A 17,813-nucleotide genomic window follows, 5' to 3' on the forward strand; every position below is an offset into this window, starting at 1 on the left:
AAACACGGATTAAAAAACGCTTTCTATAATTCCTTTCTATATTACAGCGTGTTAATGATTTATTACGAATGGTTTGTAATTGTGTGTTTTCCCAAATTCCCAAAAAAACTGTTGCTATAATGAGGACACGAAAACAAACGCAATGGAGGCTATCATGAAAAAATTAATTGGTATAGCAACAGCAGCAGTTTTTGGTCTTGGGATTTTCACTACTTCTGCACAAGCAGAAACTGTTGTAACAACAGACGTATTAAATGTACGCGAGAACCCAACTACTGAATCACAAGTTGTAGGCAAATTATTAAATGGTCATAAATTAGATGTTACAAATACAGAAAACGGATGGTCACAAATCAAATTAAATGATAAAGACGTATTCGTAAGCTCTGAATTTACAAAAAGCATCTACTACGTAACAGCAAACGTATTAAACGTACGTGCTGAAGCGAACACAAACTCAGAAATTCTTGGTACGCTTAAGAAAGACGATATGATTGAAACAACGAACCAAGTACAAAATGGGTGGTTACAATTCGAATATAACGGGAAAACGGCTTATGTTCATGTTCCTTTCTTAACAGGTACAGCACCTGTTATTGAAAAACAAGAAACGCCAGCTCCAGCTAAAGCTGAAGCACCGGTTAAAGCTCAAACTCAAGCGCCAGTAGCACAAGAAAAACCAGCTACTAAGCCAGCAGTAAAAGCAGCAACAACAAATGCTCCTGCAGGTGGCCGTGAGCTAACAGTTGAAGCTACAGCATATACAGCTCATCCGAGCGAAAATGGCGGCACATATGGCGGTCGTGTATTAACTGCAATGGGTCATGACCTAACAGCGAATCCAAACATGAAAATGATCGCTGTTGACCCGAAAGTGATTCCACTAGGATCAAAAGTATGGGTAGAAGGATATGGGGAAGCAATCGCTGGTGATACTGGTGGTGCTATTAAAGGTAACCGTATCGACGTTCTAGTTGGCTCTGACGCAGCTGCTAACAAATGGGGACGTAAATCTGTTAAAGTGAAAATTTTAAAATAATCAATTACTGCTAAAAATTCAGCCAGTTCTCATATATTGAGAGCTGGCTTTTATGCTTCTATATAAACACACCTAAAAAAACAATTTTTTAGGTGAGAGAGCATCCGCCCATGGAAAGAAGCGGCCAGGACCTTTTTTAGCCCCATACCATGTTTAAAACAAAGAAAGAAAATGAGTAGAGGTTTGCTTTTACTTTCAAAGCCGCAGCTTATATACATACAAATTGAAAAACTGACATAAAATCTTTCTTTTTAAATGGGAGAGATTATCTAGCCATGTATAGAAACGGTCCGATCCTCTTCCTGCCCTCTACAAAGTAAAAACAAGTGCAAATCCTTTTGTTCTTCCTCGCACCAACTTATATGTTGGAAAAGCAAAATAAATATATATAATGACAATAAGGAGGTGTTAATATGAACCTGAATGCAAAAATAGACTGGATTGGCACACCTAAACCCTACAACGACGGGGCCACAATTGATTTTTCACTTGAACATGATGACAATCGCTATAAATTGATTGTGCTCAAGCACGATCAATCCGTTCAATATAAATTTGTGCAATACGGAACAAAGCCAGGATCACAAAAACCATTTCCAATTGATATACCATTTCAAGAAGAAATGCTCCCGTTAGTAGAAAGAATTCTACAAGATCCCTATGTAGAAGCTTTTCGTATTTTGTAGAATCGCCGATATATCCATACAAGGGATCGATATATCATAAAGTGAAACTTTAATCAGTGGAGGTTTTCTTCATCCCCCACTGATTATTAGCCCTCACCAATCGGGCTTCTACGGGCTGCCCACCTCCCACCTAACTTCTTTACTTTTGCTAAATTTTGAGGTGGGGGTCTCAATGCCCACAAATAGCGAAAAAAAATACTACCTCTTTATATAAAAGAGATAGTATTTTTTTTCGCATTTTAATGTGTTGGACCAGATATTTCTTCTGATTTCAATGTATTATTTGCACCGAGTGAATGATATAATATTTTTCCATCTTCATTCACTGTAACAATATGCTCATTGCTAAAGCTTTTGAACTTCATAGATCCATCGCCATAGCGAATATTGTATTCTTCATATGTCGTTACTTTATATTTCGTAGAACTTTGGCGTTCAACGTTACGGACTTCAAATTTTAATAAATCCTCCGTAATTCCTTTTTCCTTTAAATATTGCAGATAATCGCGGTCTTCTTTATATGATTTTCCGCTCTTATCGTAGTCATTTTCAATTAAGCTAAAGTCATTTAAAGAAATGGCACGCACGTTGTTATAAATGTGATTTCGAACGAAATCACCAACCGCAGTATCGGATGTTTGTTTTGGGAATTTTAAATAATAAGAGCTTTGATCCCCAATTTTTACACTTTCAGATTTCACAGTTCCAAAATCTGTTTGTTTCTCTAAATATACCTCTACCGTTTCATCTGTCGGTACAGGGCCTAGTTTATAACTGCCGTAATCTAATTTCCCACGCTTTTTGCCATTTACAATGACATTAGCACTATTTTCATCAGAAGAGATTGTTACGTAGTTTCCTTCAAGTGGTAACTTCACATCCACTTTCCCTTCTTTTTCTCCAGCTAACTCAACTTCCTTTTCCGTTTCCAGTTCAGTAAGATCTGCCTTCGCCTTTGCTTTTACAACATACGTCCCAGGGAAATAAGGTCCGATTTCTTTAGAAGATTTTTCACTAGAAATATCAGTCGTTTTTTTATCATTTACATATACTTCCGCAGTTTTTGCAGTTGTGCTGACTGTCATGAAATACGACTTAATACTGAACTTATATTTCGGATATAAGAACCACTCTTTCCCATCTTCTACAATTTGTCCGTCCACAAAGCCTTCTTTATCAACGAGCTTTGCATCAACCGTTTGCTTTTGTAAGTAAGACAATAATTCTTTATTGTACGAAGGATTATCCTTTAAATAACGTAAATAAGATTTAATATCTTCTGTTTTAATTTTCAAACCTGGATCATCCGATTTTACAAAAGAGTCAATTGTATTTATATCTTTTTTATTGAAAGCGTCAATTAATATATTGATTTGCTTCTCTTTCGAAAATTTATATGCACCGAATTTATATGCACCAAACAGTAAAGCTGCTAATACAACGAATCCAATGAAGAGAATGATATTTTTCTTACTCTTCTTCGGATGTACTTCCTGATGATATACTTCTCTTGGTACATTAGCTTTCGAAGCAGCTACATTTTCTTCAATCACATCTACTTTACTTCCACATTCAGAACAAAAGTTTAGGTGATCTGCAACTTGTTTTTTACACGTTCCACAAAACTTCACAATGCTTCCCCCCCTATTTTCTTGCCAATTTCATTCCAGCGAAAGCGGCCACATATGTCAGAATAAAGCTACCGAGTATTAAATACATCCAGCTGCCCTGCATAGAGAGCATCGTTCCACTCATTCCAAACATACTTGTCAAAGTCCCTGAAATATCAATTTGAAACTTGGAAAGAATATTTACTAAGAGCATCATAAATGTATAAGCACCACTACATACAGCGAGTGTTACATATATATTTGCTGTTTGTATTCTCGCTAATTTTTGTCCTACTCTAAACATAAAGAAAAACGGAATAATAAGCAGTAACAATCCATAATGGAATGTACTATTTACATCTTCTATTTCTGCAAGATCTTCTGGCCCTGCTCCTTCAGCAATTGCAAGATCTTTTAACCCTGTTCCATTAAATGACATGCCGGATACGAATGAAAACTGCATCTCATTGTCTTTTCCTTTGTTACCCTTACCTGAAAAACCTTTTTCAAAAACAGGACTTTTCACTTCTACTGGTGCAAGATGCGCCATATTCCATACTTGCGGCGTTACCTGCAGTGTTAACATTATACGCTGCGACGTTGTAGACGTGAACTCTTTCATCGGTTTCACACTATCTTCTTTCATAAAGAGGGCTGTTACACATAAAATAACAGCTGTTAGCAAAAAGCCCTTTACCATTGCTACTGCTCCGTAATAAAGTGATGCTCCATATGGAAGTAGCTCACGGAATGCTTCGGCCATATTGTTTTGGCTTGTATGAGCAATCATTCCCAATAAACTAAAAATCGTTCCACATATAAACCCGCTCACTAAACTTTTAAAGGAAGAAAATCCAACTAATACTGTTACAGTATCCATTCCTGGAATAGAGATTGATTTAGATGCAATGAAGCTAATAATAAATAAAAATAGACCATAAATAATACCCACTGTAGCTGCCATTGTCACCTGTTCACCAATTGTATTGGCAACACGTTGCTTTCCAATCCATATACCTGTTCCGCCTAAAATAATAAATGGAATTAATAATAATAGTAGAAATGGAGTATGCCAATATAAAGAAAGGATCATTCCATCTGCATCCTCAGCTGAAACCCCAAGTAAATGGTAGTTTAATAGTGTGGCTGTTGCTCCATTATAAAAACCTGATAGCATATCTAATTCACGCGCAAACTTATGAAGAAATTCTTCCGTCATTGCTGCAAATACTAAGCTTCCAATCCATCCCGCAAGTAACATAAGAACACTCGCAATAGCTCCGCCAATTACACCGGTTCTTAAGCCGTTTTTATGTAATCCTAATTCTACTTTAGGACCTTTTTCCATGCTAGGTAACTTTACGATCTGTTCTTTTTTCTTCACGGTAAATAAAGAATGACCGCACTTTTGACAGTACAGGTTTTGCTGGGCATTTTCACCACCACAACCGCGGCAATATTTCGAGTTATCTTGTTCGAGGATTACGCTGTCTGTAGCCACTATTGCCATACTTCCTTCGTTAGGACAGTAGTTCGCTTCTTCTCCATGTTGATTCCCACACATGCGACAATACATCTTACTCACTCCCCACCTTGCTTAATGCCACAAACCGGACAAAAGATGGAGTCTTTTGCAATGCGCTCATTACATGATACACATGCAATCTTTTCCTCGCTAGTCTCTACTGCTAGCATTGGATTTGGTTTCCCGCATGACCCGCAAAACTTATCACTGATTGATAGAGAGCCACCACATTCACATGTCACTTTCTCTCCCTGTTGCTTTTGCAGTTCAACAATTCGCTTTCGTGCCTGATAAATGGCAACATCAAATGCTTGAATTGGAGCAACTAATTGCTTTAATGATTCTTCCTTTACTCCAGTATCTCGAAGTTGAACATACACCTTTTGCCCAAGATCTAATAAAACTTCTGTCTTTTTATGGAGCTGCACTTGTATTTCCTTCTTCAGTTGTGCAATCTCTTGTGCAACTTGCAGCTTCATCTTTCCCTGTTCAATTCCTTCTTGCAGCTTATTCATACCGCTACCCAGTTTCGTCTGCAAATCTGACAAATCTAATCTCCTCCTAAATAAAAAAACATATATTTAACCAAATATATCTTACCATATTTTTCTATTTTTTGGATAAGCAAATTCATTTTTTCTGTTTTCACAGCTTTTTGTTTATAATGGTAGAGGAAATAAATCTTTTGTACGGAGGAAAATTATGCTGCAACATTCAATTACGAAAGATGAAATTATGATGATCGCGAATGAATTTGTTCAAGGACTCGATCCGCAGCAAGCCGCCGATCAAGAACACGTTGCTACTGCTCGTCACTTGTATCGTAGCGGCCTTGTCTACAACGTTGATTTTGATGGCTATACGTTATCAGGTACCGTAGATGCTGAAGGAAACGTGTATAGCGTTCATATTCCGATTCGTAATATCGCAGAAAGCTATTGTGATTGCTTTGCGCCAACGCAATGTGAGCACATGCTCGCTGTTTTACTATCCGCCGCTTCTAGCTTCGGACAAGTGGGAGAAGTATTAACATTATTTAAAAATAAAACGAAACCATCACTCCCTCCGATTCGAACAGCAAGACAAGTATTACAATCGTCTGCGTTTGAAGAAACGGACTTTAAAAGTTGGCATGCATATTTTGAATCTGAATATGACGCATTTAAAAAAGAACAAGCACGGCTCTCATATAGACAAATGTATTTTCTTATGAGTATCTTTACAGACTTTTATATGAAATTAGAACGCAAAGCACCGCGCGTCGTTGCCATACATGAATTGTTCAAATTACATGGCGCACTTTTTAGCTTTCAAAAGTTATTAGAAGAAATCACGGACTTTGAGACAAACAAAACGTACTCCTATCACCAACCAATTAACGTTGTCCGTCTATTTGTCGATAAAGTTGAATCACTTGTACGTGACTTGAAATCAGAATCGATCCCGGATGAATGTGAACCGATTTTGAAAGAAACAGTTCGCCAAGTACATGGTATTTTCTTCTCTACCGATTCCTATATGCAGGAGAGGTTCTTTATTTACCGCCATATATGGGGAGAATTACTAGCAGAAGAATCTTGGATACAAGAAGAAGAAAAACGAATTGATGCGAAGATGAATCCAATCTCGAAAGCACTTGCCTCTTCTCACCTATTCTTCTTAAAACAAGAAGATAATGCTGCTATGGACTTGCTCGAAACACAACCGGCGCAAGTTGTCGGCCTTTATTTCGACTGGCTCGAAGAATTACTGAGCACAATGCAATGGGAACGCGCCAAAAATTGGCTGTCTTTCACCTATAAACAAGTGAAGAAAACAATGAATGATCAGGCCAATCCCCTTTTTGTAAAAGATATCGTTCGTTTGTTTGTCATGATGTATGAAACATATGCAACGCACACAAATGAACAAGCAGGTCTTGAGATGATTTTGCAAGAACTATTGCCATACAGCTTCACAAACTACGAGCAATATGTACTAGCAAAAAAACAATATCATGCATGGACAGAACTTCATCTCTTATATGGATTTGAAGCAATTGAATTGCTAAAAGAGCCACTGAAAGAAATCGAAAAAGAAGCACCAGAAGCAGCTCTTCCGCTCTATCATTTCGCAGCAGTGCAAGCAATTGAAGAACGGAATCGTAAGTCATACCGCCGTGCAGTCCGCTACTTAAAGAAATTGCGTATGCTCTATAAACGGCTCAAGCGAACAGATGAATGGCACATTTTCATTGTCCAAATCGCTAACTTACATTCACGCCTAAGAGCACTGCAGGAAGAACTGCGGAAAGGAAAGTTAATCGATGATCACACAAACTGAAGTAACAATTCGGCTCCAGCACGTAAGTCAAGGTTGGTTCCTTTGGGGAGAAGATGAAACCGGCAATCCTTTACCTGCAATAAATTGGAAGCAAAATGCCTTCACATGGCACACGACGTCCTTCTTTGGTACCTTTTTAAAAGAAGCTACACATGAAGGACGAAGCGGCTTCATGTTAACAAACGTTCAAGCGTTTGAGTATATTGCAAAAAAACCAATGAACTCCTTTGCTGGATTGCAAATAAACGGCCCTGTGACTGCGCTTATGCCAAACGCAAAAGAGCTGTGGGATCACTTTGCGACTGGAAACTTTGTACCCGATATCAAACGTTGGAGTGATTATCCATCATGGAAAGCCATCGATGTTTCAATCCAAGATGAAACGCTTGCATCACTTTTCTCCCATGCGATTAATGAAACGATTCGGCAAGACGCTCGTTCTAGCGATGGCTGGGAAAATGCCAAACGATTATATGAACACTACGACTTTACGAAAAGACAATTAGAAACAGCACTTCATGAAGAAGATTGGTTCAGAAAGATTGGTTACATTGAAGACGATCTTCCGTTTACAATCGGACTTCGCCTCCAAGAACCACAAGATGATTTTGAACTGTGGAAGCTTGAAACGATCATCACTACAAAACGCGGAGCACATCGGATATATGTATATGACGGCATCGATTCACTACCAAAAAGATGGCATAGCTATGAAGAGCGTATTAAAGAAACGCAGGAAGGATTCGGCAAGCTAGTCCCATGGCTTCAGGAAGATGGACACTTTCGAGCTGAGCTCTATGAAACAGAAGCATGGAACTTCTTAACGGAAGCGAGTAACGAATTATTAGCAGCCGGCGTTGATATTTTACTACCGTCTTGGTGGCAAAATTTAAAAGCAACGAAACCGAAATTACGTGTTCAATTGAAGCAAAGTACGAATCAAACGCAGTCCTTCTTCGGCATGAACACTCTCGTCGATTTCGACTGGCGCGTTTCTACAGATGGTATTGATCTATCAGAAAGTGAATTTTTTGACCTAGTCGAACAAAATAAACGACTCTTCAATTTAAATGGGCAATGGATGAGACTCGACCCTGCCTTTATTGAAGAAGTGAAAAAACTAATGAAACGCGCTGATAAATATGGTCTTGAAATGAAGGATGTCTTGCAGCAGCACTTATCAAGCTCTGCCGAAGCAGAGCTTGTAGAAGAAGACAATCCATTTACAGATATTGAAATTGAGCTAGATGGCTATTACGAAGAGCTCTTCCAAAAGCTACTCCATATCGGAGACATTCCAAAAGTTCCAATACCATCATCCTTGCAAGCCACACTTCGCCCGTACCAAAAGCACGGTGTAGAGTGGCTCTTATACTTACGAGAACTCGGATTTGGAGCGTTGCTAGCGGATGATATGGGTCTTGGAAAAAGCATCCAAACCATTACTTACTTATTATATGTGAAAGAAAATCGCCTCCAAACAGGTCCGGCGCTAATCGTAGCACCAACGTCTGTTCTTGGAAATTGGCAGAAAGAATTTGAACGCTTTGTGCCGAATTTACAGGTTCAATTACATTATGGAAGCAACCGTTCAAAAGGCGATTCATTTAAGGACTTTCTTCAAGGTACAGATGTTGTATTAACTTCTTATGCTTTAGCACAACTTGATGAAGAAGAGTTAAACGCGCAGTGCTGGGATGCGATCATTCTGGATGAGGCTCAGAATATTAAGAACCCGCAAACGAAACAATCTAGAGCGGTTCGTAATTTACGAGCAAATCACAAAATCGCTTTAACTGGTACGCCAATGGAAAACCGTTTAGCAGAGTTATGGTCTATTTTTGACTTCTTAAATCACGGATATCTTGGTAGCCTAGGACAGTTTCAGCGCCGCTTCGTAACACCGATTGAAAAAGATCGTGATGAAGCGAAAATTCAGCAAGTACAAAGATTCATCTCACCGTTCTTACTGCGCCGGACAAAGCAAGATCAAACAGTCGCATTAAACTTACCGGAAAAACAAGAACAGAAAGCATACTGTCCGCTAACAGGTGAGCAAGCATCACTATATGAACAGCTCGTACAAGATACGCTGCAAAACGTTGAAGGCTTAACAGGCATTGAAAGACGCGGCTTTATTTTAATGATGCTCAGTAAGCTAAAGCAAATTTGTAATCATCCTGCTCTTTACTTAAAAGAAGAGGTGCCAAAAGATATTGTGCAGCGTTCCATGAAGACCCAAACATTAATGGATCTCATTGAAAATATAAAAGATCAAAATGAAAGCTGCTTAATTTTTACGCAATATATCGGGATGGGCAATATGTTACAGAAAATATTAGAGGAGAAATTCGGTCAGCGTGTTCTCTTCCTAAACGGTAGTGTACCAAAAACAGAACGTGATAAGATGATCGAACAGTTCCAAAATGGAACATATGACATCTTCATCCTATCCTTAAAGGCTGGCGGCACAGGTCTAAATTTAACTGCCGCAAACCATGTCATTCACTATGATCGCTGGTGGAATCCAGCTGTAGAAAATCAAGCAACAGATCGCGCTTATCGCATCGGTCAAAAGCGATTTGTACACGTTCATAAACTCATTACAACAGGTACACTTGAAGAAAAAATCGATGAAATGCTAGAGCGGAAACAATCGCTAAGTAGCGCCATTATCACAAGTGACAGCTGGATGACCGAACTATCAACAGACGAATTGAAAGAACTACTCGGTGTATAACACCACGTCGTATATTGTCGGACGGTCGATACATTTTGGAAACCGCCGATACACGCGACAAGATACGATCAGTATATGAAAAAGGAGCTATCCCGATGGGTTAGCTCCTTTTTCTATGCCAAAACCAATTGCTGATTATAATTCCTGTCAGTCCGCCCGACGTATCTAAAACAGAATCTTGCCACATCGGTGTACGGTCACCTGTAAACCCTTGATGAATTTCATCGAATGTTGCATATCCAGCAACAATGAGAAGCGCGAATACGAAGGAACGCATTCTTGAACAACCAGAGCGATGCAATGCATAATACGAAAGCATGCCAAGAATCAAGAATACTGTGAAGTGAGCTCCTTTACGAAGGAAGAACTCAACAAAACCCCCAACACCTTTATTTTCAATGCTAACTGGTGTCCCTCCACCATAGTCAATCGATACACCAGAGAATTTTTCTTCCACAAATTGAGACGGAACATACTTTTCAATATCTGAACGCATATCCTGCTTCTTATAAGGCTGTGCTGAAGAATAAAAAATAATCCCCATCCATAACAAAACGGGAATCCAGAATAACCATTTACGATTCATCTTTAGAAACTCCTCTCTTATTCTTCTAAGAGTACCAAAAAAAAGAAAAAATTTCACGCCAAAACATGACCATTCCTCCTATATATATGACGAAAAGGGGGTGAAAAAATGGCGATCGAAACGATTGTAACTGATTTAAGCTTGCGCCTTGTCCTAAACGGCGGCACAGACACAAATGGGAAAGCAATTCTAAAAAACAAACAGTTTAAACGAGTAAACTCAAATGCCGATGTAGCAAAGGTTCATGAAGTAGGACTTGCTCTTGCTTCATTACAAGAATTAAAGCTTCATGCTGTTCAGCTTTTAAGCACATCTGATATCTCGAATCCGTAAAATTTTAATGAAAAGGAGGTAACCGTCAATGACAGTACTCGAGCTAATTTTCTTGAAAGAGGATGGAAAAACCGTCGTCTTTTCTATCGACAATCCGATTACACCTGTGAATGAACAAATCATTAACCAAGTGATGGACACGATTCTCTCCTCTGCAATTTTCTTATCGCTTAATGGGAACACTCGTAAAAAGGGAGCACGTCTTGTTGAAAAGACAGTATCAGAAGTAACGCTTGCTCCTTAAACAAAAAGGACGAAGCCGTATTACTTTGCAGCTTCGTCTTTTTTCTTCGGCATTTCAATTGGAATAAAAATGTGAGAAAATCCAACCGAAACATATCTATAATTTTCCTTCCCGATTGTAAGTTCTGTCGTATAAGTCGAGAAGAAAACATAATCGCTTCGCTTTGTATAATGGTTAATCAACACATCAACTTGTGGCTCTACATATTTGTTTGCTAACTTCTTACCAATTGTCGCAAGCTCACCAATAAGTCCATCTGGATCTTCTTCTTCAACCTCTGTTAACTTTTTACTAATATCATTGCGATTCATAAATTGCTTTGCTGCCCACTCTGTATATTCTCCTTTACTCGGGTTACTGTTTGCTAAATACACAAAAAGAACAACAACAAGTGCCATAATAATAATATATTTCTTTTTCATACTTTATCACCGCCTAACTGTTTCTATTTTCATATATATGTACAAGCGATGCAAATTAGAAAACTTGCCGTTTATAAAATAACTCAAAACCTACATAAAATTTACAAATATTTACAAATAATTAAAGTTATTTTTATATTTGATCTATATACTAAAATATGAAAACTAATAATTTTAAAGGAGGCTTTTCTGTTGGACGCTCCAGCTAATCTTCATGCTATTTCTAGTACTGTAATGATGCTGCTGCCTTACGAAGATCCTTTTTATCGTACTCAAATTCATACTACAAAAGGCATTCTTTACTCACCGAAAACGCCATTGGAAACAATAAAAGAATTAATCATCACACTCAATTATTCCACATACGAAGGAAGAAGAAAAGTAATTATTAAAAAGTGGGATATACAGCAAAATACACCGATTCCAATTAAACATCGTCGCTTCATTTGTGCCATCCCGACAAAATCACCTGCCGCTTGGGATTGTATCTGGGTCTTCTACAAAAGTATTAAATCAATAAAAGAAGACGTGAATAAACAAGCTATACTACATTTTTATAATGGAGAAACAGCAGTTCTTCCTATAACTCACTATAAAATGACACAACAATGGAGAAAAGCTGGTAATATTATCGCTCAAATGATGCTCGATGATTTTCATAATGATTTTTAATATAGACGATAAAATGGAGACAAGGTATATCCCCCTGCCTCCATTTTATTTTCACTCTATCTCAGCACGCATCTTCTCCAGCGCCTGCCGATATATCCATCTCACTTGATGATACGTCATTCCCTTTTCTTCGGCAATTTCATGTATCTTCTTTCCCGCATAAAAACGTTCCGAAATAATATATTTCTCTTTCTCATCTAACAAACTCATATAATCCTGAACTTCTGACAATACTTCTGCCCCGCATACATTTTGCAAAATTTCCTGTCCGGCAAATGTATGCCGCTTTTGAAATCGATTTTCTTTCTTTAACTTCTCTAACAAATATCCACGAACTGTTACGAATGCATATGCTGAAAAAGTGCCTTTCTCCTCCTCATACCTTTCATATGCCATCCAAAGTCCAATTAAGCCGCATTGATAATATTCATCATAATCCCGATACAAACAAAGCTTTTTCATTTGATTTTTAATCATCTTTCCATACAAGGTAACTGCTTCAGTAAAAGTGGCCGGTTTCATATTATACCTGTTTCTAAAAGGTATACCTCTTTGTTATTCCGCGGTACCTTTACAATAAAAGAGAATAAGAGAGATTTCATGGAAGGTTATTTGAAATTCTGTATAGAGAATTTCAAATATGTGTAGGGGAAATTTGAAATATGGGGTCTAGTATTTCAAGTACATACAAAAATAAAAAACGGCTCCATATGAGCCGTTTTCATGAATATGTCTTATATTACGCTTTCGGGAACATACCGCCGATTGCACTGAATCCCAATGTTAAAATAAAGAATACAACAACAAGAATAGTTGCTTGTTTCTTACTTAAACCAGCCGTAATGTGTAATCCTAATCCAGTTACGACTAATGCCCAAATTGCAAATACCTCAAATTGTTTTAGGACGCCATATACAACGCCACCAGTAGAAGCGAATAACGGCCCTAAACCTGTATACATTTCTTGACCATTCCCACCAAGAATAAACGCCAGGATCATATTTATAATTCCACCAAGAGTACTAATAATACTAGAATACACTGTAATTGCTAATAACTTTTTATAAGGAGTATCATTGCTCATAAACATCATTAACACTTTATACACAACTGTACCAAGAAAGAATGTAAGCATTATAACAAGAGCTGAAAAGAGAAAGCCGCCACCTAAAGTAAATGCCAATGGCACTTCAATACCAAGCTCTTTATTGGCCGCCATAGACGCAGGATCTTGAGAATATAAGTACGCCGCAAGAGCCCCCATAATACCGCCTAATACGGTCATTAACCAAAATGCACCCCATACTGCATTACTATTCTTCATTCTCTCAAACTGCAAACCTGGAGATGTAATCATTCCTAGTAACGATGGTTTTTCCCCGCCAACCTTTTGCGTATTAACATTCGGTTCCATTCTAACAACCTCCTTGTATTTATATAACCCGTTCTAACGGGCGGTTCACATCCTCACTACTCGAGGCGGCGAACCGCCCACTAGAACAAGATATATGTGTAGTAGAGAGACTCTCTCTACTACACTAATAACCTATTCATAACGAAGTGCTTCAATTGGATCTAATTTCGCTGCTTTATTCGCTGGAATTAATCCGAAGATAATACCAAGCGTCATCGAGAATAACACACCGCCAACGACAACTTCCCATGAAACGAGCGGTGGCCATTTCGCAAATGTTGAAACAATATATGCGCCTCCATAGCCAAGACCGATTCCAATTAATCCACCAAGCAGCGTTAACATAACGGCTTCAATTAAGAATTGCAGTAAGATTTTACTGCGCGTTGCTCCCAGTGCTTTACGTACCCCAATTTCACGAGTACGCTCTGTTACAGACACAAGCATAATATTCATAACACCAATACCACCAACGACTAATGAAATACCAGCGATACCGCCGATGATCATCGTCATGATGCTTGTCATTTTTGAAATACCTTCTTGAATTTCTTTTAAATTCATCACTTCGTATTTACCAGACGCATCACTTGGCTTGCGACTATTTAATACATCAGCGGCTTTTTTACCCGCTTTTTCTAAATCATCTACATTTTTCGCTTGAACAGAGATACTTTGAATCTCGTCTTTTCCATATAAGGTTGGCCATAATGTAATTGGAATTAAAGCTTCCGATGGCCCCATTCCCATAAACTCATTATCTGATTTATAGACACCGATAATTTGCATCGGCTGTCCTTTCATCTCAATAATTTTGCCAACTGGATTCTCCTTTTTAAAGACCTTTTCTTCCATACTCTTACTTATCATCACGACGTTATTACCTTGCGTAATATCTGATTCTTGTAAAGAGCGGCCTTTTAATACTTTCACTTTATTTACCGCGAAGTACTCACTATCTAAACCTGTAATACTCACCATCTCTTTTTTATCCTCTATATCGAGTGGTTCCATACTTGAATTCGTTGTAAGAACATGCGCAATCTCTGGAAGTTTTTTTATTTCAAAAATATCTTCCTCAGTTAACTTCGGCTGTTCCATTATTTCCATACCAAACGGATCATTTATATCCGCACTATAGTGAATTGGGATTACGTTATTACCAGATCCAACGAACTGCGACTTCAGCGCCGCTTCCCCGCCTTGCCCAATCGCAACAACAGTAATAATGGAACCGACGCCGATAATAATTCCGAGCATCGTAAGTGCTGAGCGCAGTTTATGAGCTAGAATAGAAGATAGGGCCATTTTTATACTATCTAGTAAACTCATACCGCACACCTTCTATCTTCTGTAATTTTTCCGTCTCTTAGCACGATTCGGCGCGAAGAATACGCAGCAACTTCCTCTTCATGCGTAACCATAACGATTGTCGTACCTTCTGCGTTTAACTTTGTGAAAATGTCCATTACCTGTTCCCCAGATTTTGTATCAAGAGCACCGGTTGGCTCATCGGCCATAATAAATGTCGGATCATTTGCAATCGATCTTGCAATCGCCACACGCTGCTTTTGCCCACCTGAAAGTTCACTCGGCAGGTGATGCACGCGGTCGGACAATCCGACTTTCCCAAGTGCTTCAAGGGCTCTCTGGCGGCGCTCAGCTTTCTTCACACCACCGTATATAAGTGGAAGTTCTACATTTTCTACTGCTGAAAGACGTGGCAGTAAGTTAAAATGCTGAAATACAAAGCCAATATATTCATTACGAATGAGGGCAAGTTTCGCCTCGTCTGCTGTTAAGATATTCACATCGTTTAACATATATTCGCCTTCTGTTGGACGATCTAAACAACCGATAATATTCATGAGCGTCGATTTCCCTGAACCAGATGGTCCCATAATCGAAACAAACTCACCGCTTTGAATCGCTAAACTAATCCCATGCAAAATCGGTACCGCCAGTTTCCCTTGATAATATGTTTTATGAATATTGTTTAACGTAATCATTTTTCTTTCACTTCCATTCCGTCATACACGTTGTCGGAAGGATTTTTAACCACCTTTTGCCCCACTGTTACGCCTTCAAGAACTTCTGTCCAATCTCCATCAGTAGAACCTTTTTTCACATTTTGTTTACGAAGTTTTCCTTTTTCTTCTACATAAACAAATGGATCACCATCTTTTTCTACAATGCTCTTACTAGGAACAGCAATCATCTTCTTGTTTTCTAGGTTTACTTGTAGAGATACATGATAGCCTGGAGATAAACCCTCTTGTCCATCTAAACTAGCTTTATATGTATACTGAGACATACTTTGTGTTCCCTCACCAGCACCAGCTGCTTGAGCCATCTCTGCACTTGTCGGGAATTCACTTACTTCTGTAATTTTACCTGTCCATTTCTTCTTACCATTTGCTTTTGCAGTTGCAGTAAATGTTTGGTCTTGTTGGATTTGTGATTTTTGAAGTTCTGTTAACGTCCCTTGAATTTGGAATGGATCTTTAGATGCAATTTGTAAAAATGCTTTTCCTTGTCCGCCCATCGCCTGCGCTGAACTTTGCGCTGCATCTTTATCTAACTTTTGTACAACACCAGCAAAATTACTATAAATTGTGAGTTCACCTTGTTTTTTCTTTAATTCTTCTGCTTGTAATTGACCTTTTTCTTTCTCAAGGTCAGTTGTTTTTTGCTGTATTTCTAGTTCACTTACTTGCTCTTCTAACGGATCTGTTACTTCTTTCCCAGCACCGCTATCTTTTGCTTTCTTAATCTCTTTCTTTAGTGAATCTATTTTCTTTTGCCCTTGATCATAGCGCATAGTCGCCATTCTTTGATCAAGCTCAGCTTGCTTAATTTGTAGATTGATTTCTTCATTATCGTACGAGAATAATTTCGTTCCCTTTTCTACTTCTTGTCCTTCTTTCACCGCAATATCCTTCACTTTTCCTTTTGTTGAATCTGCGTAGAAGCTTTCAATATTCCCAGGTTTTACTTGTCCGGAAATCAACTTTGTATTATTGAGTGTACGTTCTGTTACTTTCTCAAAACTAACAGCGTCAGCGCCTCCCTTTGCTACACCCTTTTCCTTCCCTTGCATCACAAAAATATTGACGGCTACAATGGCGACAATTAATACAATAGCCCCAGCGATGATCCATTTCTTCTTTTTGTTTGGAGTACGAACGGTATTTGGTAACATATTCTCGCTCCTTCTATATCTTTATATAATGGTTTTTCAATTGCATAAAACTTTCAGAAAACTGTAACTATATAAATCCAAATTAAAAAACTGACATAAACCCTTTCCTTTTAGGCGGGAGAGAATATTCGGTCATGCATAGAAGCGGTCAAATCTTCTTCCGGCCCCATGCGAAATTCAAACAGAGAAAGCCAACGGGTGCAAGTCACCTTTCTCCTTCTTAGTAGCGACTTATACGCTGAAAAATCAAAATGGATTTATATATACTTTTACATTATTACGCTTTCTTTACAAAGTTTTACACCATCACTTATATTGTAACAAAAATACCAATGTTTAGAAATATAACTACTTATCTTTTAAGCAAGTTTTAAGAAACCTAAAAGATATATGAAAAGATGGTAGCTTTCATACTATAAGTTCTAAAAAAACCGCCTTACATAAGGCGGTTTGGACGTTTCCTCCAAGTACTCGACTTTGCTTGATCCAAATCATACTCTAACGGAAGAGTTGTCACGTCTTTCCTCATCTCACGCGGAATATTCTTTTCTACCGTTTGAAATGCTGCATATTCATCAGTTCGCATTGCCCTTTGAACAATGCCCTCTGGATTATCACCTTGCTTGTCCAACATCCACCCAGTTTCACTATTTAACTGTTTGCGAAATTCTTCTTTTGCCTCTTCATCTGGAAACATACTTCCGTTCACTTTCAAATATGTTTCAACTCTCATCGGAAGCCACTCTACTTCATAATCTTCTATTAAGCAAATCCCAATCCCTATCGGTGTACTACGAACGACAAAATCAAATGTACAATCTTGCTGTGTGACTGTTGCGGAACAGAATAAAAATGTTTCTACTTCTGATACAAAAATCCCCACTTTTCAGCATCTCCTTTATACATATTAATTTGCCTTGCTAATTTCTTCTAAATTTTAACATTTTTGTTTGAAGATATTGTAAAATGAATGTTAAGTTTCTATATATGATGGATAAATAATTTCATTCTACTGTTT

At 38.2% G+C, this 17,813-nt stretch carries 18 protein-coding genes; 7 read left to right on the forward strand and 11 right to left on the reverse strand.

The window, feature by feature from the left end:
• The first annotated feature begins 154 nt into the window (after positions 1-154).
• Together Y7E_RS0122450 and Y7E_RS0122455 are read left to right on the forward strand one after the other, a co-directional pair.
• The gene (locus Y7E_RS0122450; RefSeq protein WP_017153483.1) at positions 155-1,039 is read left to right on the forward strand and encodes a cell wall-binding protein EntA; all 885 of its coding nucleotides are present in this window, start codon (positions 155-157) and stop codon (positions 1,037-1,039) included.
• A 413-nt stretch (positions 1,040-1,452) separates the two neighbouring features.
• Entirely contained in the window at positions 1,453-1,725 is a 273-nt protein-coding gene (locus Y7E_RS0122455) for a DUF3910 family protein (RefSeq protein ID WP_017153484.1), read from the forward strand.
• Between the two features lie 239 nt (positions 1,726-1,964).
• On the opposite strand, the gene Y7E_RS0122460 is transcribed toward Y7E_RS0122455, so the two are convergent.
• From Y7E_RS0122460 to Y7E_RS0122470, 3 genes are read right to left on the reverse strand one after another with little or no spacing between them, the layout of a single operon-like run.
• On the reverse strand, positions 1,965-3,356 hold the full coding sequence (locus Y7E_RS0122460) for a zinc ribbon domain-containing protein (RefSeq protein ID WP_017153485.1): 1,392 nt from the start codon (positions 3,354-3,356) through the stop codon (positions 1,965-1,967).
• 13 nt (positions 3,357-3,369) lie between these two features.
• Positions 3,370-4,911, reverse strand: coding sequence for a hypothetical protein (locus Y7E_RS0122465; protein ID WP_017153486.1), 1,542 nt, complete (start codon positions 4,909-4,911; stop codon positions 3,370-3,372).
• A gap of 5 nt (positions 4,912-4,916) precedes the next feature.
• Positions 4,917-5,408, reverse strand: a complete 492-nt coding sequence (locus Y7E_RS0122470; RefSeq protein ID WP_017153487.1) for a zinc ribbon domain-containing protein — start codon at positions 5,406-5,408, stop codon at positions 4,917-4,919.
• A gap of 154 nt (positions 5,409-5,562) precedes the next feature.
• Here Y7E_RS0122470 and Y7E_RS0122475 point away from each other — a divergent pair, with 154 nt between their 5' ends.
• Both Y7E_RS0122475 and Y7E_RS0122480 read left to right on the forward strand, forming a co-directional pair.
• Positions 5,563-7,182, forward strand: coding sequence for an SWIM zinc finger family protein (locus tag Y7E_RS0122475; RefSeq protein ID WP_017153488.1), 1,620 nt, complete (start codon positions 5,563-5,565; stop codon positions 7,180-7,182).
• Positions 7,166-9,922: a DEAD/DEAH box helicase gene (locus tag Y7E_RS0122480; RefSeq protein ID WP_017153489.1), complete on the forward strand. Its 2,757-nt coding sequence runs from the start codon at positions 7,166-7,168 to the stop codon at positions 9,920-9,922. The genes Y7E_RS0122475 and Y7E_RS0122480 overlap by 17 nt, the downstream gene beginning before the upstream one ends.
• Before the next feature lie 100 nt (positions 9,923-10,022).
• On the opposite strand, the gene Y7E_RS0122485 is transcribed toward Y7E_RS0122480, so the two are convergent.
• Positions 10,023-10,508: a VanZ family protein gene (locus Y7E_RS0122485; RefSeq protein ID WP_017153490.1), complete on the reverse strand. Its 486-nt coding sequence runs from the start codon at positions 10,506-10,508 to the stop codon at positions 10,023-10,025.
• Between the two features lie 108 nt (positions 10,509-10,616).
• On the opposite strand from Y7E_RS0122485, the gene Y7E_RS0122490 reads away from it, so the two are divergent.
• Positions 10,617-10,841, forward strand: a complete 225-nt coding sequence (locus tag Y7E_RS0122490; protein ID WP_017153491.1) for a DUF1659 domain-containing protein — start codon at positions 10,617-10,619, stop codon at positions 10,839-10,841.
• Positions 10,842-10,869: 28 nt separating this feature from the next.
• Positions 10,870-11,085, forward strand: coding sequence for a DUF2922 domain-containing protein (locus Y7E_RS0122495; protein ID WP_017153492.1), 216 nt, complete (start codon positions 10,870-10,872; stop codon positions 11,083-11,085).
• 20 nt (positions 11,086-11,105) lie between these two features.
• Here Y7E_RS0122495 and Y7E_RS0122500 read toward each other — a convergent pair whose 3' ends face one another.
• Complete coding sequence (locus Y7E_RS0122500) at positions 11,106-11,507, reverse strand: DUF4359 domain-containing protein (RefSeq protein ID WP_017153493.1); 402 nt, start codon at positions 11,505-11,507, stop codon at positions 11,106-11,108.
• A 192-nt stretch (positions 11,508-11,699) separates the two neighbouring features.
• On the opposite strand from Y7E_RS0122500, the gene Y7E_RS0122505 reads away from it, so the two are divergent.
• Positions 11,700-12,179 carry a competence protein ComK gene (locus tag Y7E_RS0122505; RefSeq protein ID WP_017153494.1) on the forward strand — a complete coding sequence of 160 codons (480 nt, stop codon included), beginning with the start codon at positions 11,700-11,702 and terminating at the stop codon, positions 12,177-12,179.
• Positions 12,180-12,230: 51 nt separating this feature from the next.
• Here Y7E_RS0122505 and Y7E_RS0122510 read toward each other — a convergent pair whose 3' ends face one another.
• The 6 genes from Y7E_RS0122510 to Y7E_RS0122535 all read right to left on the reverse strand — a co-directional run bounded on the left by Y7E_RS0122510 (position 12,231) and on the right by Y7E_RS0122535 (position 17,678).
• The gene (locus Y7E_RS0122510; RefSeq protein ID WP_017153495.1) at positions 12,231-12,701 is read right to left on the reverse strand and encodes a sigma-70 family RNA polymerase sigma factor; all 471 of its coding nucleotides are present in this window, start codon (positions 12,699-12,701) and stop codon (positions 12,231-12,233) included.
• 217 nt (positions 12,702-12,918) lie between these two features.
• Positions 12,919-13,593 (reverse strand): YknW family membrane protein, encoded by a 675-nt coding sequence (gene yknW / locus Y7E_RS0122515; protein ID WP_017153496.1) that lies wholly within the window; start codon positions 13,591-13,593, stop codon positions 12,919-12,921.
• 132 nt (positions 13,594-13,725) lie between these two features.
• Positions 13,726-14,925: an ABC transporter permease gene (locus Y7E_RS0122520; protein WP_017153497.1), complete on the reverse strand. Its 1,200-nt coding sequence runs from the start codon at positions 14,923-14,925 to the stop codon at positions 13,726-13,728.
• The gene (locus Y7E_RS0122525; RefSeq protein ID WP_017153498.1) at positions 14,922-15,602 is read right to left on the reverse strand and encodes an ABC transporter ATP-binding protein; all 681 of its coding nucleotides are present in this window, start codon (positions 15,600-15,602) and stop codon (positions 14,922-14,924) included. Before Y7E_RS0122525 ends, Y7E_RS0122520 begins: the two co-directional genes overlap by 4 nt.
• Positions 15,599-16,795, reverse strand: a complete 1,197-nt coding sequence (locus Y7E_RS0122530) for an efflux RND transporter periplasmic adaptor subunit (RefSeq protein WP_017153499.1) — start codon at positions 16,793-16,795, stop codon at positions 15,599-15,601. The genes Y7E_RS0122525 and Y7E_RS0122530 overlap by 4 nt, the downstream gene beginning before the upstream one ends.
• A gap of 436 nt (positions 16,796-17,231) precedes the next feature.
• Positions 17,232-17,678, reverse strand: coding sequence for a hypothetical protein (locus Y7E_RS0122535; RefSeq protein WP_017153500.1), 447 nt, complete (start codon positions 17,676-17,678; stop codon positions 17,232-17,234).
• Between the last annotated feature and the right edge of the window lie 135 nt (positions 17,679-17,813).

Source organism: Bacillus bingmayongensis, assembly GCF_000299035.1.
GTDB classification, from domain to species: Bacteria; Bacillota; Bacilli; order Bacillales; family Bacillaceae_G; genus Bacillus_A; species Bacillus_A bingmayongensis.

Coding starts and splice junctions, on each gene's coding strand:
- Y7E_RS0122450 (WP_017153483.1), top strand. CDS start 155: ATGAAAAAATTAATTGGTATAGCAACAGCAGCAGTTTTTGGTCTTGGG.
- Y7E_RS0122455 (WP_017153484.1), top strand. CDS start 1,453: ATGAACCTGAATGCAAAAATAGACTGGATTGGCACACCTAAACCCTAC.
- Y7E_RS0122465 (WP_017153486.1), bottom strand. CDS start 4,911: ATGTATTGTCGCATGTGTGGGAATCAACATGGAGAAGAAGCGAACTAC.
- Y7E_RS0122475 (WP_017153488.1), top strand. CDS start 5,563: ATGCTGCAACATTCAATTACGAAAGATGAAATTATGATGATCGCGAAT.
- Y7E_RS0122480 (WP_017153489.1), top strand. CDS start 7,166: ATGATCACACAAACTGAAGTAACAATTCGGCTCCAGCACGTAAGTCAA.
- Y7E_RS0122485 (WP_017153490.1), bottom strand. CDS start 10,508: ATGAATCGTAAATGGTTATTCTGGATTCCCGTTTTGTTATGGATGGGG.
- Y7E_RS0122490 (WP_017153491.1), top strand. CDS start 10,617: ATGGCGATCGAAACGATTGTAACTGATTTAAGCTTGCGCCTTGTCCTA.
- Y7E_RS0122495 (WP_017153492.1), top strand. CDS start 10,870: ATGACAGTACTCGAGCTAATTTTCTTGAAAGAGGATGGAAAAACCGTC.
- Y7E_RS0122500 (WP_017153493.1), bottom strand. CDS start 11,507: ATGAAAAAGAAATATATTATTATTATGGCACTTGTTGTTGTTCTTTTT.
- Y7E_RS0122510 (WP_017153495.1), bottom strand. CDS start 12,701: ATGAAACCGGCCACTTTTACTGAAGCAGTTACCTTGTATGGAAAGATG.
- yknW (WP_017153496.1), bottom strand. CDS start 13,593: ATGGAACCGAATGTTAATACGCAAAAGGTTGGCGGGGAAAAACCATCG.
- Y7E_RS0122520 (WP_017153497.1), bottom strand. CDS start 14,925: ATGAGTTTACTAGATAGTATAAAAATGGCCCTATCTTCTATTCTAGCT.
- Y7E_RS0122525 (WP_017153498.1), bottom strand. CDS start 15,602: ATGATTACGTTAAACAATATTCATAAAACATATTATCAAGGGAAACTG.
- Y7E_RS0122530 (WP_017153499.1), bottom strand. CDS start 16,795: ATGTTACCAAATACCGTTCGTACTCCAAACAAAAAGAAGAAATGGATC.